We start from the raw sequence: 14,758 nt of genomic DNA, 5'->3' as shown, positions 1-14,758 counted from the left end.
AACGTCAGAGGAGGAAATCACATGAAAAAGCATGCGAAAAAGCTGGTGGTGGGCCTGCTGCTGCTGGCAGTGGCAGCGGCAGGGGGATATTACTGGATGAATCGTCCGGCGGAAGCACCCCCCACAGCACCCGTGGTACGGGAGGATCTGGAAGACATGGTGGAAGAAATCGGTGAGATTGTCACCGACAATCACCGGCAAGTGGTGGCTCACCTGCCTGGTCGAATCGGAAACCTGGAAGTGGAACCCGGTGACGAAGTAAACGCGGGGGATCTGCTGGTGGAAATCGACAGCAGCGACTGGCGCACTGCCCTGAACCGGTTGGAGGATGAGCTGGCTGCCGCCCGGAGTACCTATCAGGTTGCCATGGATAGTGCCCATCGTGGATCGCAGCAGGCTCAGGCAGCTCTGGAGCTGGCAGAAAAGCAGTGGGAAGAATCCCGAAAACAGCTGGATCGGGTGCAGGCCCTTTATGATGCCGGTGCTGTCAGCCAACAGGAACTCATCGCAGCACAGCTGGAAGAAACCAATTTGGCATCGGCGGTGGAACAGGCAGCGCTGAGTCTCGAAGCTTCTGAAGACGCGCTCAGCCCCGCAGCCCGGGGCAGTTATGAAGCAGGTATCAGGCAGTTGGAGCGGGAACGGGAACACCTGCGCACCCAGCAGGACTCCTATTTTGTGGAAGCCCCCGTCGGCGGCACCATTCTGGCAAGGCATGTGGAAGCTGGCGCTTACGTGCAGCCGGGTGAACTCCTTCTGGAACTTGGAGATCTGAAACAGCTGTACATCACAGCAGACCTGCTGGCCCGTGAAATGAGCGGCGTGGCACCTGGCATGGCTGTGCGGGTGATCCACCGGGATCTGGGAACAGACCCGGTGAAAGGGCATATTCGCAAGGTGCATCCCACCGCATTTGCCAAAGTATCGGAGCTGGGCATTGAGCAACGGCGGGTGCGCATTGAAGTGGCAGTGGACCAGGTGGATCCCCAGTGGCGCCCTGGCTACGAAGTGGACGTGGAAATCATTCGGGAAACCCGTGAAAATGCCCTGACCGTACCAGAACGAGCAGTTTTCTGGCTGGAAGGTGAAGAGCACGTCTTTATCTGGGATAATGAAGAAGCGGTTCTCCGTCAGGTCACCACAGGCCTCAGTACACGAAACCGCACCGAAATCATCGCTGGTCTCAGTGAAGGGGAACTGGTGCTGACTGAGCCTGAAAATCAATAAATAAGACTACTTTTTCAAATAACCCTTTTTGCAGAACCTCTATTACTGGGGTTCTTTTTGCGTTCAGAAACATGCGCCATCTCACCGTTGACATGTTCTCCAGTGATCACAATTGGATTGGAGGTGATTTTAAGATTCTCAAAAAAAACAGTGAAACAAACGATGCATCAAACGGAAGCCCCAACAGGTGCATGATAAATGTTAAACAAACAGAAAATTAAATGGATTTTGTCGAATCATGAAAGGGGCTGGTCAATTCCATTCGAAAAGTGCAAGAAACAGACCCATAAGAAAAGTTCGTTGACAGTCAGTGAAAAAGGGGGTAAAAGAATGAGTGATAACAAACGGCCAAGTTTTGCAGCAGCAGCATTCGTCATTTTCTTTCTTTGTTTTGCCATGTACGCTCAGATCTTTATTATTGGAGAAGACTGGATCACCCATATCACACTGATCGTGGTGGCGGTGGTGGCTTCCATTGTGGCCATCCTTTCCGGCTTTACCTACGATGAAGTGCAGGAAGGCATCCTGTATGGCTGTAAAATTGCCATGCTGCCCATGCTGATTCTAATGATGGTGGGCGTTCTGGTGGGGTCATGGATTCCTGCAGGCACCATCCCCACCCTGATTTATTACGGCCTCAGCTTTATTTCACCGTCAGTCTTCTTGCTGACAGTGGCCATTGTCTGCATGGTGGCCTCTGTTGCCACAGGCAGTTCCTGGACAACCGGTGCCACTTTTGGGGTAGCTTTTATGGGCATTGGGCTGGGGCTGGGAATTCCTGGAGCCATGACAGCGGGTGCCGTGATTTCCGGGTCTATTTTCGGAGACAAAATGTCACCGTTGTCTGACTCCACCAATCTGGCTGCTGGGGTGGCTGAAGCCGATCTTTTTGACCACATTCGCAGCATGTTCTACACCACTGGACCGGCAGCGTTGATCTCACTGGTGCTCTACGCCATTTTAGGCATGCGCTTTGCCGGCGGTGAAATTGACACAGCTCAAATTGATGTGATTCTCAACGGGTTAAGCGAAAACTTTTTCATCAGTCCCCTCACGCTGATTCCGCCTATTGTAGTGGTGATTTTGGCTGTGAAACGGATGTCAGGACTGGCAGTCATGATGATTGCCTCCATTCTTGGCGGTCTTTTTGCCATCGTCTTCCAGGGTTACAGTGTGGGTGATGTGGCCAACTTTATGAACTACGGATTCACTTCAGCCACCGGGATCGTGGAAGTGGACGAGCTTCTGAGCCGCGGTGGTCTTCAGAGCATGATGTGGACCATTTCATTGGGCTTTATCGCTCTGAGCATGGGCGGTATTCTGGAAAAAACAAAGGTGCTGGAAGTACTGCTGGAGAAAATCAGCGGGCTGGTGAGCACCACTAGAGGGTTGATTACCACTCATGTGGTGTCAGCCATTGCCGTCAATATTTTCTCCGCCAGTCAGTACATGGCCATTCTCATTCCCAGCCGCATGTTTGTGCCTGCCTATAAAAAACAGCGGCTGCTGCCTCAGGTGAACTCAAGAACTTCTGAGGATTCAGGAACGGTCGTCTCTCCCCTGGTTCCCTGGGGGTTGTGTGGCGTGTTCTTCACCGGGGCGCTGGGTGTTCCCACCATGGAATACTTCCCCTACGTGTTCCTTTCCTTCATCACGCCTGTCATAGCGGTGATTTACAGCTTTATCGGTTTCGCCATGTTTAAGGAAGGCGATATCAAATCAGTTAAAACCTATAATCCGGTGAAAGAGCCGACGATGAGCGAAGAATAAGCATCAGAGATAAATGACCAGAAAACCCGCATGACAACAACAGGAGTATTGGTGTCATGCGGTTTTTTGTGAGAAAAAGAGTCCTTTAGAAGCGGTGCCTGCCGGACTGAGGGCAAAAATGACTGGAAAAGCTGGAATGACTGTTATAAACTAAACAATGAAAGTCGGGTGACAATGGGCGCATCATCATCCGCGATACTTTCTGGAAAAAGCGGGACAAGTGTCGAAAACCAACTCAAAATAGAAAGGGGAAGCGCGATGATCAGTCGGGAAAACGTGGTCACACTGGTATCGGACCTGGTAAAAATCTACAGCCCCTATTTCAGGGAAGATGAAGTGATGAAGTATGCGTATGAGTGGTTGCGGGAACGGGGCCTTGATGCCCAGTACCATCGGTATCACGAGAAAAAGGTGACCAACTTCAAGGGAACCAATGTGATCGGACAGTTAAAGGGGAAAGACGAAGGGCCCAAGGTGCTGCTGAACGGCCATCTGGATACCGTGGAAATTTGCAAAGGATGGACTCGGGACCCGCTGGGGGCAACAGTGGAGGATGACAGGTTGTATGGGGTGGGAGCCCTGGATATGAAAGGGGGCTGTGCGGCCATACTGTTGGCGGTGGAAGCCTTCTCAAAAACCGTTAAGGATTTCAATGGTGAAATTATCTATACCCTGGTTTCTGATGAAGAAGGACCTTTTGGATTGGGAACGGATGCCCTGCTGCTGGATGGGCACATTCAACACGTGGATGTGGCCCTGGTGACAGAACCCAGCGGCAGTTTCACCGACAGCCCCTTCCCCACCCTGTGTCTGGGGGCCAGAGGCGGTTGGAACTACACTGTCACCTTTCGAGGTCAAAGTGCCCATGCAGCTGACCCGGGAAAAGGGATAGACGCCATCACTGATGCCGCCAAGGTGTTGATGGAACTGAAGCAGGCGGCTTTTAAAGAGGATCCGAAACTGGGAACAGGGACCCTGGTTCCCATTGAAATCACCGGGGGCGGGGCGGCTTGCAGTGTGGCTGATGAAGCTTCATTCACTGTTTTTCGTCACACCGTAAGGGGGGAAGACCTCACTTGGCTGCGCCGGGAAGTGGATGAAGCTGTGAAGCGGGCCAATATCCAGTCCACCTATACCATGAAGTTCAGAGATGCCCCACATCCTGATGCAGGGGGGTTTCATCCTTATACTGTCTCAGAAAGCAATCCCTATACAAAAGTACTGAAGGGAACCATTCATGAGGTGACAGGTCAAACGCCTGCCATCACCTACTTCCCCAGCATTGGTGATTTCAATACCCTGGGTCACCGGGGGCAGATTCCCACCTATGTCATCGGGCCTGCAGGAGAGCATTTTCATGGCCCGGACGAATATGTGGAAATCAGTTCGGTTGTCAAAACGGCTGAAATCATATATCTTTATTTAAAGGACATTCTGACATAAAGGCAGAGATGGCGGGTGTCGGGTTGGAGGGGTGATGATGAAAAACGACCGGTTACTGTTCTTCAATGGGGAGATACTCACCCTGACAGAAACCATGCCTCAGGCAGATTGGCTGCTGGTGGCTGATGGAAGAATCGCGGCAGTGGGAAGAGGCAGCGAATGGGAGCGTTACCAGGCGGACGCCGCTTCGGTGGATCTGGCGGGACGAACCATGATCCCGGGGCTGGTGGACAGCCATGTGCATCTGATGGAAACGGCCCTGAATGAAGTGGGCATTAACTTAGGGGCATGCTGCTCCACGGATGAGGTGATAGCTTGCATTCGGAAAAATCAGGGACGGCATGCCTGGGGGAAATTAATTCACTGCGTGGGACTTGAAGAAGTTAAGCTGAAGGAAAAGCGGATGCCCACCCGTTTTGAGCTGGACACGGTGATCACTGACAGAATGCTGTGGATCTCCAGTGTGGAATATCACGTGAGCGTGGTGAATACCCTGGGGCTGCGATGGCTCGACCTGCCCTTCAACCTGGAAGGCATTCAGCGAAATGAAGCCGGCATTCCCACTGGCGTTCTCACTGGGCGGGCGAATTTCTTTGCCCGCAAAAAACTGCTGGGACTTACCACCGATCAAACCCGGGAAAAAGGCGTGGGCCAGGTGTTGAATCGGGCCATCGAAAAAGGCGTCACCACCATCAATGCCATGGAGGGCGGGTTTCTCTTTCACGATCAGGACGCTCTCTATGTGCTTCGCAGTCTGGAAAAAATGCCCATAGACGTGGCCTTTTTTTATCAGACCACCGATGTGGCCAAAGTGGTTGCCCTGGGACTGGATAAAATCGGCGGATGTATTTTTGTGGACGGTTCTTTTGGCGCCCATACCGCTGCCCTTGATTATCCGTACAGCGACCGGGGAGAATCCATGGGAACCCTTTTTTTTCATTTTGAAGAAATTCGGGATTTTGTGAGCGAAAGCATGAAACACAACTTGACGGTAACCCTTCACGCCATTGGCACCAGGGCCATTCGACTGGTGCTGGAAGCGTATCGGGAAGGAAGGCGGCTGCATCCCCACAGCACCAGCATTCTCCGCATCGAACACTTTGAGCTGCCCAATCAGGATCTCATCGAGCAGGCGGTACTGCTGAAGGTGATTCTATCCATGCAACCGGCCTATGAATACTTCTGGGGTGGTTCTGGAGGCATGTATGAAGAACGGTTGGGTGAACAGCGGCGGTGCCGCACCAATCCGCTGAAAACCTTATGGAAGCAAGGCTGCATCATAGCGGGCGGATCTGACAGTGATGTGACCCCCATCGACCCCCTGCTGGGCATCCATGCAGCGGTGAATCATCCCACAGAATCAGAGCGGCTTGCGCCTCTGGAAGCTCTGGCCATGTTTACCCTCAACGGAGCAAAAGCCATCGGGCAGCAAGGGGAAAAAGGGACGCTGGAAGTTGGGCACCTGGCAGATCTGTGCATTCTTGAAGAAAACCCACTCAGGGTTCATCCAGAGAAGATCAAAGACATTCAGGTGACAGCCACCATCAAAAAAGGAAAGATCTTGTTTGATCGGGGCATTCAATTGAACTCAGAGCCATTGAAGTCACCACAAGGGAACCTGAAAGTGAAGCTGGGGGGATAAGCCTTGCTGGAACTGCATTTTATGGGAGTACCCAGAGTGGTTGCCAATGAAACAGAGATCACAGGAACCCTCAGCAGTAAAGCCATTGGAATCCTGGCCTATCTGGTGGTAAACCGCAATGAACAGGTTGCCCGGGAACGCCTGGCATCCTTGTTCTGGTGCGACAGTGACCGAAAATCGGCAAAATACAATCTCCGATATGCCCTCTGGAGTATTAACCGGGAATTCAGAGCCAGGGGAATTGTCACCGATTTTTTGCATCAGGAAGATAAAGAGCACTGCATGCTGCTGGAAAACCATTGTTGGTACAGCGATGTGATCATGCTGGAAAACGGCCCCGGAGATCAAAGGGAAGGGGCGGTTCACTATCGGGGGGAATTTCTTCAAGACATCCCCATTAAAGGGAATCCGGAACTGGACAACTGGATTATCTGTGAAAGGGAACGGATGCAGCGGATCTTTTTTGGCAGAGTGAGCCAACAGGCAGAGATACATCAGGAAAAAGGCGATTACGCCAGTGCCATCGGCGGTGTGGAGAGCCTGCTGGCCATGAACCCGCTGCAGGAGGATTTGCACCTGAAGCTTATGGAACTCTATTTCAAAAATCAGCAGCGGGTGCAGGCCATCCAGCAGTATCATAAATGCCGGGACATTCTTCGGCGTGAACTGAACATCAGCCCCATGCCAGAAATGAAAGCCTTCTTCCAGCAGATTCTGCAAGAAGAATCCACCGGCGCCTTCAGGGTGGAGAGCGGTGCAACAAAGGCACGGGAAGCCGAAAAAGCAACAAAGGCTACCGAAAAAGAAAAGGCAGACGCAGATAAAAAGACAGGAGAATCAGAAAAGGCGCCAACTGAAGAAAGAATCAGAGCAGAGGCAGCAGAAAGAATCAGATCAAAAGACTGTGAAGAACTGCCCTATGACGGCTTATCCGTTCTGATGGAAGCCATCGACCGGCAACATCCCCAGATGATTGACGGATTACCCCCCGCCTGCTTGGATGAAATTTCCAAGCTGCTCATCAACCGGCGGGTGACAGGCGTTGCCCTGTCGCCGGAAATTCAGCGGCTGCGCATCTACAAAGCGGTGGCCCAGGTGCTTGAGCAGGCTTGCCTGAAAGAGGCCCCCCAAAATCTGGAGGGCCTGGAAATGTCAGACAGACTGTCGGCTGAGTTTGTGAAATGGTATCGACGACGCTTGACAGCAGGTGATTCCAAAAATTAGAGGGGAAAAGTCACATCACCCAAATGACGGGGATGGGAGTACAGGTAAACGGGTGTCACCAAGAAGTCGTTATCATTAAGATCAATGAGCTGATAGCCAGGGTTCTCTTCAAAAAGAACCTGGCCGTCAGCTTTATTTTTGCCACAAAAGGACAGGCTGGGGGCGGTGGTATAAGGCTTGCCGGCAAAGGTACCCTGAAACTGATGGTGGGTGTGTCCGCACAGGATACCTTCGATGCGGCTGTTTTCAACGAGTGCTTCAAAAGCTTTGTCAAAGGAAGCCGGTGGAATTGAGGCCTGCTCCGGGAGCAGGTGATGGTGGCACACCAGCAGCAGGCGCCGGTGACCTGCATGCCGCAGCTGCTGCTCCAGCCAATAAACCTGAGCTTCCGAAATGTGCCCGTGGGGAGCACCGGGTGCTGCGTTATCCAGTGACAGAATGCGAAAATCCTTCAGGTCCAGCACATCATGATAGGGGGCATCGGCTCCAGACCTGGCGGCATCATGCAATCCCCACCCCTGGCGAAAAGCCGGCTTATGGTCATGATTGCCCAGGGTAACAATGAGGGGAAGACCCTGTAAAAGCAACGTCAGGGTCGCTTTCAGCTGCCGATAATCGGAAACATCACCTGTTTCGGTGAGATCACCGGAAATCACCACACCATCCAGCAGGTTGCGGTTAACCTGACGAAAGCAGTGTTCCAGATGATCCAGGGGGGATGTCATTTTTGCCAGGGCATCCAGATAGGTGCTGCGATGCCGGGGGTAATGCCGTCGAAAATGAATATCAGAGAGGTGTAGAAGTCGCATGGGATTCCTTCCTTATATGACCGGCGCTGTCAGAGGAAAATCGACGAAGGGCGCGCCTGAATTTTTCAACAGAGGTGTTGGCCACCAGTTCCTCGGGAAAATCCAATGTGTTCAGCAATGAAAGGACACACTGAAAATCTCCCACTGCCGATCGGTAATGGGCATCAGACCCCAGCACAACAGATACCTGGTATTGCTGGCACAGGGTCAGCATGGTGGTGAGGTTTTCCCGGGTATTCAGCCGGTAGTGGGCTGATTTAAGGGAAGCATTATTCACTTCCAGCAGTACTCCGGTTTCCCTGGCTTCCTTCACCAGGGTCTCAAAATCAACGGGGACCCGGCCATCGTCGGGGTGGCCGATAATGTTCACATAGGGGCAGTTCATGGCAGCCACATAAGCCCGGGTATTGTCTTTGCGGGTACCGGGGGCAGTGCAGATCTCGTGATAGCTGGCGATGCAGAGGTCCTGTTGTTGCAACACTTCTTCGGGCATGTCCAGTTTTCCGTGACGGTCCATGATGTTCAGCTCCACGCCGTAAAGCATGGAAACCCCTGCTATTTCCCGGTCAAGCACATGATAATTCATGAAATGCAGCAAATGGGGGGAGTCCATAAGGCCGGGGGCATGGTCGGTGATGCACAGCATGGATAACCCGCGCTGTGCAGCGGCTGCTGCCAGCTCGTCAACGGTGGAGTAGGCATGGGAGCTGGCAATGGTATGGGTGTGGGTATCCACAGCAATCTTCACTGAAGGGAGGCCTCCTTTGCTTTTTTCTTTTTGTGCTGGGTGTAGAGGTGAAAGGCGATGAGGGCAACGATGGTGGCGGCATAGGGAATTGAAAAGGTCATTTGGGTTTTTAGAGCGGTGTTTTGCAGGGCATTCCCCACGGCCTGGCTGAAACCGAAGAAGCCGCAGGAAAGGAGCACACCCAGGGGGTGAGACTGGCCCAGGGTGTTGGCTGCCAGGGCAATATAGCCTCTGCCGGAGGTGATGTTCTGAATAAAGAGGGTCACGGTTCCCATGGAAAGGAGACACCCGCCAAGACCGCACAAAAGACCGGAAAAGGTGATGGTGAGAAGCTGCCAGCGTTCCACAGGGGTTCCCAGGCTTCGGGCGGCCTCCGGGTTAATGCCCACTGCCCGGAGACGAAAGCCGGGGACGGTTTTGTATAGAAACACATATAAAAGGCCTGCCAGTATAAATGCCAGATAATCCAGGGGTGTTAAGCCTGAAAAAAGCGTTCCGATGAAGGGGATGCCGGCCACTCCGGGAAGGGTGATTTTGGGAAGACTCACCAGACTGGGGTGGGTAAAGACGCCTTTGGTGTTGAAAATAATGGACAGGAGGTAGGTGGTGGTGGCGGTCATCAGTGTGTTGGCCGCCAGGCCTGCCACCACGGCAGACGCTTTCAGGTGCACCACACAGAAACCCACCAGACCGCAAACCGCCATGCCGCTCACAGCCCCTGCCATTACTGAAAGCCAAATACTGCCGGTGTAATAATTGGCCACGATGCTGAAAAAAGCTCCCGCGATCATGGCACCTTCCAGCGCGATGTTGAAGAGTTTCACCCGGGTACAGAGGGCGGCGGCCAGGGTGACCAGCAGAATGGGCGTGGTCATGCGGATGGTTGAATTGGCCAGAACAGCCAGGTATTCAGGGCTGAGATTCATGGAGATCGCCGCCTTCCGAGGGAGTGTATGGCGCTGGAGCTGCATGCCGCTTTCGAGCCGCCATCACAAAATGGGCAGTGATGAGCAGGGTAATCACACTTTGAATAATGGTGGTCACCTCACTGGGCACGCCCATGCTTCGCTCAATGGCACCGCCGCCGGTGGTGAGACCGGCGAGAAAAATACTGCTGAAAAAGATACCCACGGGATGATTGCTGGCCATGAGGGAGGCGATGATGCCGCTCCAGGCGTATCCGGGAGAAGTGATCATGCCGTCCACGTACCGAAAGCGGGCTCCCAGCACCTCGCAGGCACCTCCCAGCCCCGCCAGAGCCCCGCTGAGCAGCAGCACACCGTACATCATGCGCTGGCTGTTGATACCCCCATACTCAGCAAAGCGGGGATTTAATCCCCCCATACGGGCCCGGTAGCCAAAAGTGGTTTTTTTCATAATGAAAAGAATGATAATGACGGTGACCAGGGCAATCACAAAGCCCCAGTGAACCGTATAGCCGGTAAATATACGGGGAAGAATGCCGGATTCAATCCGCTGGGTCTGAATGGCAGAAGCATCGGCACCAAAGGGATCTTTCACCAGGTAGGTGGTGGTGTAAGAGGCAATGTAGTCGGCGATGTAATTCAGCATGAGGGTGACAATCAGCAGGTAAAGCTTGAAGCGGTCACTGATCCAGGCGGCCAGCAGGGAATACAGCATGCCGCCAAGCATGCCGCAGAGGAGGGACAGGGTGATGACCCATAGGGGAGGCCCTGTGAAACGCACCGCGGCCTGGGAGCAAATCAGGGCGCCCAGAATCATTTGGCCGGAAGCCCCCAGGCTGGGGTAGCCCGACCCCCAGGCCAGCGCCGCTGCCAACCCGGCAAAAATAATGGGAGTGGACCGGGTGAGGGTGGTGGTGAGGTAATAAGCTGATCCAAAACCGCCCTTGAGCATGTTGCCGATGGCTGTCAAAGGATGAAAACCGGAGAGGGCAATGACGATGCCGCCAACGACCAGACCTGCGAAAATGGCCAGGGTAGGCTGTTTTAAGGCACCGGCGAAGCGGCGCAGCCAGTGGCGCAGGGATTCGTTACCCAAGAGCTGTTTGTGGTGCATGGCGGTTTCCTCCCAACATATAGAGTCCCAGAGTTTTTTCATCGACTTCGCCCCTGATAAATTCGCCGTTCAGACGACCTTCAAACATGACATAGATCCGATCGCACAGGTCCATAATTTCCGACAGTTCGGAGGATACCAGGAGCACGCCGTCTCCCTGATCCCGCTTCTCAATCAATTGCCCATGAATGTACTCCATGGCACCGATGTCAATGCCCCGGGTGGGTTCGCAGGCAATGAGCACCGGCGTCTTTCGGGCAATTTCACGGGCCACAATGAGCTTTTGGGCATTGCCGCCGGAAAGGGAGGCCATCTGCTGGAAAAGAGAAGCGGCCTTCACATCGTAATCTTGTATAAGATGTGCCGCATGGGCGTTCACCTGGCGCAGGTTTAAAATACCGCTGCGACTGAAGGGGTGACGGCCTTCGGCACCCACCAGGGCATTCTCTGCCAGGGTGGCGGCGGGGGCGCTCCCCCAGGCGTAACGGTCTTCTGGAATGTGAGCGAGGCCGGCTTCCCGGATCATTCCGGCAGAAGCCTGGGTCACATCGGTGCCGTTCAGCATCACCTGACCGGTGTCATAAGCCTGCAGTCCCGTGAGGCATCGAATCAGTTCAGACTGGCCGTTGCCGGAAACGCCGGCGATGCCCACGATTTCTCCCTGGCGAAGCTGCAGGTGGATGTCGTGAAGGGTGATGGTGCCCGGTTCGCCTTTCAGGGATAATCCTGTCACCTCCAGTAAGGGAGTGCCCACAGTGGGGGGCGTCATGTGGCGGGTTGGAATCTGCCGGCCCACCATTTCATAAGACATTTTTTCAAGGGAGGTTTCCGATGTGTCTGAAACGGAGATTACCCGCCCATCCCGCATGACCACCACCCGGTGCGCCACAGCCATCACTTCGCGAAGCTTGTGGGTGATGAGGATGATGCTCTTGCCAAGGCGGCTCAGCTGTTCCATGGTTTTCAGCAGGTCTTCCACTTCCAGGGGCGTCAATACGGCAGAGGGTTCATCGAAAATAATGATGTGGGCATCCTGATAGAGGATTTTTAAGATTTCGATCCGTTGCTGAAGGCCCACCGGGCAGTCATCAACCACTGCCTGGGGATCAACGGGGAGGTGATAGCGTTGGGAGAGCTCTTTGACCAGCGCCTGGTTCCGGCGGTGATCCATGAGCAGTCCCTTGCGGGTTTCCTTTCGATAGACCACATTCTCGGCAACAGTCATGGAACCAAAGAGCATGAAATGCTGTTGCACCATGCCAATGCCCTGGGCCATGGCATCTGACGGGCGATGAAACACCACCTGCCGGTCATTGAGATAAATCGTGCCGTTATCCGGTTGTTCCAGCCCATAGAGTATTTTCATCAACGTTGATTTTCCGGCACCGTTTTCGCCCACAATGGCCAGAATGTCACCCTGGTGCAGTTCAATGCTCACCTGATCATTGGCGGTCACCGGGCCATAAGATTTCGATATCTGATGCATATGTAACAGCATGGGGCACCACCTTCAGAAAAGTAGGGGATAATGCGGGAGCCGCCGAAGCGGTTCCCGCTGAGAGGAGGGATTAGTTGGCAGATTCTTCCGGCGCGATGATTTCCAGTTCGCCGGCAATGATTTTGGCTGCCACCGCTTTTGCGGCGTCGATGGCTTCGGGAGGCATCATTTCTTCATTCATGTAGTTGGCGGTATCGGTGGTCACGTGCACCACGCCAAAGGCATCCTCTTTCAGGCCAAGAATCTGAGCGCCGCCGGCCAGGGTGCCATCCAGGTACTGGCTGATGATGATTTCGGTGCAGGAACCCGTGTTTTTCAAAGCACCGCCGATGATATAGGGGTTGTCAGGCGTTGTTTGATCCACGCTCAGACCGGTGGTATAGATGGGCGTGCCCCGCTCAGCCAGGTCAAGAGCGGCCTGGTAAATGCCGGCATTAGCACTGGCGGCAACACCGCCGAAAATAAAGGTGGCACCGGCTGCCTGTTGCTGAGTGGTATATTCATAGGGCAGGCTGGTGTCGCTGTAAGAATTGGTATAGTTGTACATGAATTCAGCGTCGGGGTTCACCGATTTTACACCCTCAGAAAAGCCATAGCGGTATTTGTAGGTGGCCTGGGTTTGAAAAGAGCCCACATACCCATAGAGAGCTTCATCGGGGAAGGCGGTGCCGATCATTACTCCCAGCACATAGCAACCTTCGGTTTCATTGAAACCGATGCTGGTGACTTTGTCATTTCCGGCAATGGCATCGATCACAGCATAGTGCACATGGTCAAACTCATCAGCCAGTGCGCTGAAGGGCTCGGCAGCCTGCCAGCCGACACCGATCACCAGGTCGTAGCCTTCGTTGGCAGCGGCCCGTCCATTTTCTTCCCACTGGGCCGTGTCGCCGCATTCCATGGAGGTCCACTGAAACCCATGGATCCCGGCCATTTCTTCCACCTTGTGATAAGCCTGAAGAATAAACTGTTCGGTACCGATGGGATCGGAAATCAGGGCCACCTTCAAATGGCTGAAGTCTGCTTCTGATGCAGCAGGTGTTGCCGGTGGTGCGGCGGCGGTTTCGGCGGCGGGTGCTTCTGGCGTCGACTGTGATGCGGGTGAGGCACACCCGGAGACAAGGGTGACAATGCTGAAGACCAACAGAAGAGAAAGGGCAACAAACCGTGATTTTTTCATAGTGACCTCCTTTTTTTTGACCAATCAGTTTCGGATTTCCAACAGGGAGCTGCTTCACATGGGGGTTAAACTGGCAGAATCACCCTGGCGGGCAGCTGTTTCTTTGTCGAATCAGCACATGTGAGACTGCTTGCCGGGTGGGCGAGGCCCGAAAGCCCGCTTCCTGTTACCTGTATTGTAGCACCGACTTTGTTTTAAGAATATGACATGGGTCATATTAATCCGGGACTTTACAAAGATTTTACCTTGTCGGGCAGCCAGGGAAGAGAAGAAGGTTTGCATCCCGGGTTTCCCTGCGGTTATAATGGAGTCAAGCGACGATGGGGCGGGTGATGCAGGATGATGCGAATCGAAAATGAAGACTTGCTGGCGGATTTTCAGCAGCAATACCAGGTACAGGCACTTTTCTCATCGGGAGAGTGTCCTGAAATGGAGCTTTTCGCTTTTCAAAAAGGAGATATTTTACTGGAGGAGGGCATGCCCTCAAAGCACCTGTTTTTTCTGGTGGCGGGGGCAGTGAAGATCGCCACGTACTCGACGACAGGCAAAGTACTGCAGCTTTCTCATCTGGAAGCATTTCAGGTGATCGGGGAGATGGCGGTGTTATGGGAGCGGGAAGCCACTGCCAATGTGCAGGCAACAAAGCCGGGATACTGCCTGGCGCTCTCACTGGAAAAACACCGTCAGCAGCTGCTGAATGATGTGGTGTTTCTCAGGTATGTGTGTCATCGTCTCTCTGAAAAGATGACAGATCATAATCAGGTGTTCAGCCATACTATTTTTGAACCCCTGGAGAATCGACTGGCAGCGCTGATTTTACAGCGGGCCGCCAATCAGGTGGTTCGTCCGGTTTTGACAGAGTGGGCGGAACTGTTGTGTACCAGCTACCGCCACTTACTGCGGAGTCTCAGTGCCCTGTGTGCCGAAGGTGCCATTGAAAAACAGGGACGGCAGTACCGGGTGAAAGATGAAGCAATGCTGGGAAAGATTGCCAGCGGTGAAGGACGCGCCGAACCCCCCGTCAAACAATGAAGAAGTAATGGTGGCGGCGAGTTCATCACGAGTTCATTTAGCTGCCTTACAATCAACTTGCTGTCTTGGATCCTAAGCTGCCTTGATGAAGATGCCTGTCTGAAAAAAGAAGGGCGGTCTGATGCATCAGCAAGGCTGTGGGTCT

12 protein-coding genes are annotated in these 14,758 nt (G+C 53.5%); 6 read left to right on the top strand and 6 right to left on the bottom strand.

Annotated features, from left to right (window positions below; translation table 11 throughout):
- Positions 1-21 precede the first annotated feature (21 nt).
- The 5 genes from AAIG11_RS10315 (at position 22) to AAIG11_RS10295 (ending at position 7,306) form a co-directional block, all read left to right on the top strand.
- Positions 22-1,227: an efflux RND transporter periplasmic adaptor subunit gene (locus tag AAIG11_RS10315; protein ID WP_343186170.1), complete on the top strand. Its 1,206-nt coding sequence runs from the start codon at positions 22-24 to the stop codon at positions 1,225-1,227.
- A gap of 330 nt (positions 1,228-1,557) precedes the next feature.
- Positions 1,558-2,997, top strand: coding sequence for a Na+/H+ antiporter NhaC (gene nhaC, locus AAIG11_RS10310; protein ID WP_343186169.1), 1,440 nt, complete (start codon positions 1,558-1,560; stop codon positions 2,995-2,997).
- 258 nt (positions 2,998-3,255) lie between these two features.
- Complete coding sequence (locus tag AAIG11_RS10305; protein WP_343186168.1) at positions 3,256-4,440, top strand: M20 family metallopeptidase; 1,185 nt, start codon at positions 3,256-3,258, stop codon at positions 4,438-4,440.
- A gap of 34 nt (positions 4,441-4,474) precedes the next feature.
- Positions 4,475-6,082 carry an amidohydrolase gene (locus tag AAIG11_RS10300; RefSeq protein WP_343186167.1) on the top strand — a complete coding sequence of 536 codons (1,608 nt, stop codon included), beginning with the start codon at positions 4,475-4,477 and terminating at the stop codon, positions 6,080-6,082.
- A gap of 3 nt (positions 6,083-6,085) precedes the next feature.
- Positions 6,086-7,306, top strand: coding sequence for an AfsR/SARP family transcriptional regulator (locus tag AAIG11_RS10295; protein WP_343186166.1), 1,221 nt, complete (start codon positions 6,086-6,088; stop codon positions 7,304-7,306).
- On the opposite strand, the gene AAIG11_RS10290 is transcribed toward AAIG11_RS10295, so the two are convergent.
- The 6 genes from AAIG11_RS10290 to AAIG11_RS10265 all read right to left on the bottom strand — a co-directional run bounded on the left by AAIG11_RS10290 (position 7,303) and on the right by AAIG11_RS10265 (position 13,581).
- Complete coding sequence (locus AAIG11_RS10290; protein WP_343186165.1) at positions 7,303-8,115, bottom strand: metallophosphoesterase family protein; 813 nt, start codon at positions 8,113-8,115, stop codon at positions 7,303-7,305. The genes AAIG11_RS10295 and AAIG11_RS10290 overlap by 4 nt on opposite strands.
- Entirely contained in the window at positions 8,093-8,863 is a 771-nt protein-coding gene (locus AAIG11_RS10285) for a phosphatase (protein WP_343186164.1), read from the bottom strand. Before AAIG11_RS10285 ends, AAIG11_RS10290 begins: the two co-directional genes overlap by 23 nt.
- Positions 8,860-9,789 (bottom strand): ABC transporter permease, encoded by a 930-nt coding sequence (locus AAIG11_RS10280; protein ID WP_343186163.1) that lies wholly within the window; start codon positions 9,787-9,789, stop codon positions 8,860-8,862. The genes AAIG11_RS10285 and AAIG11_RS10280 overlap by 4 nt, the downstream gene beginning before the upstream one ends.
- The gene (locus tag AAIG11_RS10275; RefSeq protein WP_343186162.1) at positions 9,773-10,903 is read right to left on the bottom strand and encodes an ABC transporter permease; all 1,131 of its coding nucleotides are present in this window, start codon (positions 10,901-10,903) and stop codon (positions 9,773-9,775) included. Before AAIG11_RS10275 ends, AAIG11_RS10280 begins: the two co-directional genes overlap by 17 nt.
- Entirely contained in the window at positions 10,878-12,401 is a 1,524-nt protein-coding gene (locus AAIG11_RS10270) for an ABC transporter ATP-binding protein (protein ID WP_343186161.1), read from the bottom strand. Before AAIG11_RS10270 ends, AAIG11_RS10275 begins: the two co-directional genes overlap by 26 nt.
- Positions 12,402-12,471: 70 nt before the next feature.
- Positions 12,472-13,581 carry a BMP family lipoprotein gene (locus AAIG11_RS10265; protein WP_343186160.1) on the bottom strand — a complete coding sequence of 370 codons (1,110 nt, stop codon included), beginning with the start codon at positions 13,579-13,581 and terminating at the stop codon, positions 12,472-12,474.
- Positions 13,582-13,920: 339 nt separating this feature from the next.
- Between AAIG11_RS10265 and AAIG11_RS10260 the strand changes: the two genes are divergently transcribed.
- Complete coding sequence (locus tag AAIG11_RS10260) at positions 13,921-14,613, top strand: cyclic nucleotide-binding domain-containing protein (protein WP_343186159.1); 693 nt, start codon at positions 13,921-13,923, stop codon at positions 14,611-14,613.
- The last annotated feature ends 145 nt before the right edge of the window (positions 14,614-14,758 follow it).

Origin of the sequence: Anoxynatronum sibiricum (genome assembly GCF_039414295.1) — a bacterium.
In the GTDB taxonomy this organism is placed as follows: domain Bacteria; phylum Bacillota; class Clostridia; order Peptostreptococcales; family Tindalliaceae; genus Anoxynatronum; species Anoxynatronum sibiricum.
This window is presented reverse-complemented; position numbering and strand designations above follow the sequence as displayed.

Bases quoted from the DNA above. Each gene is read 5' to 3' on its own strand.
- AAIG11_RS10305 (WP_343186168.1), top strand. From the start codon at position 3,256: ATGATCAGTCGGGAAAACGTGGTCACACTGGTATCGGACCTGGTAAAA.
- AAIG11_RS10270 (WP_343186161.1), bottom strand. From the start codon at position 12,401: ATGCTGTTACATATGCATCAGATATCGAAATCTTATGGCCCGGTGACC.
- nhaC (WP_343186169.1), top strand. From the start codon at position 1,558: ATGAGTGATAACAAACGGCCAAGTTTTGCAGCAGCAGCATTCGTCATT.
- AAIG11_RS10315 (WP_343186170.1), top strand. From the start codon at position 22: ATGAAAAAGCATGCGAAAAAGCTGGTGGTGGGCCTGCTGCTGCTGGCA.
- AAIG11_RS10265 (WP_343186160.1), bottom strand. From the start codon at position 13,581: ATGAAAAAATCACGGTTTGTTGCCCTTTCTCTTCTGTTGGTCTTCAGC.
- AAIG11_RS10280 (WP_343186163.1), bottom strand. From the start codon at position 9,789: ATGAATCTCAGCCCTGAATACCTGGCTGTTCTGGCCAATTCAACCATC.
- AAIG11_RS10300 (WP_343186167.1), top strand. From the start codon at position 4,475: ATGATGAAAAACGACCGGTTACTGTTCTTCAATGGGGAGATACTCACC.
- AAIG11_RS10275 (WP_343186162.1), bottom strand. From the start codon at position 10,903: ATGCACCACAAACAGCTCTTGGGTAACGAATCCCTGCGCCACTGGCTG.
- AAIG11_RS10260 (WP_343186159.1), top strand. From the start codon at position 13,921: ATGATGCGAATCGAAAATGAAGACTTGCTGGCGGATTTTCAGCAGCAA.
- AAIG11_RS10290 (WP_343186165.1), bottom strand. From the start codon at position 8,115: ATGCGACTTCTACACCTCTCTGATATTCATTTTCGACGGCATTACCCC.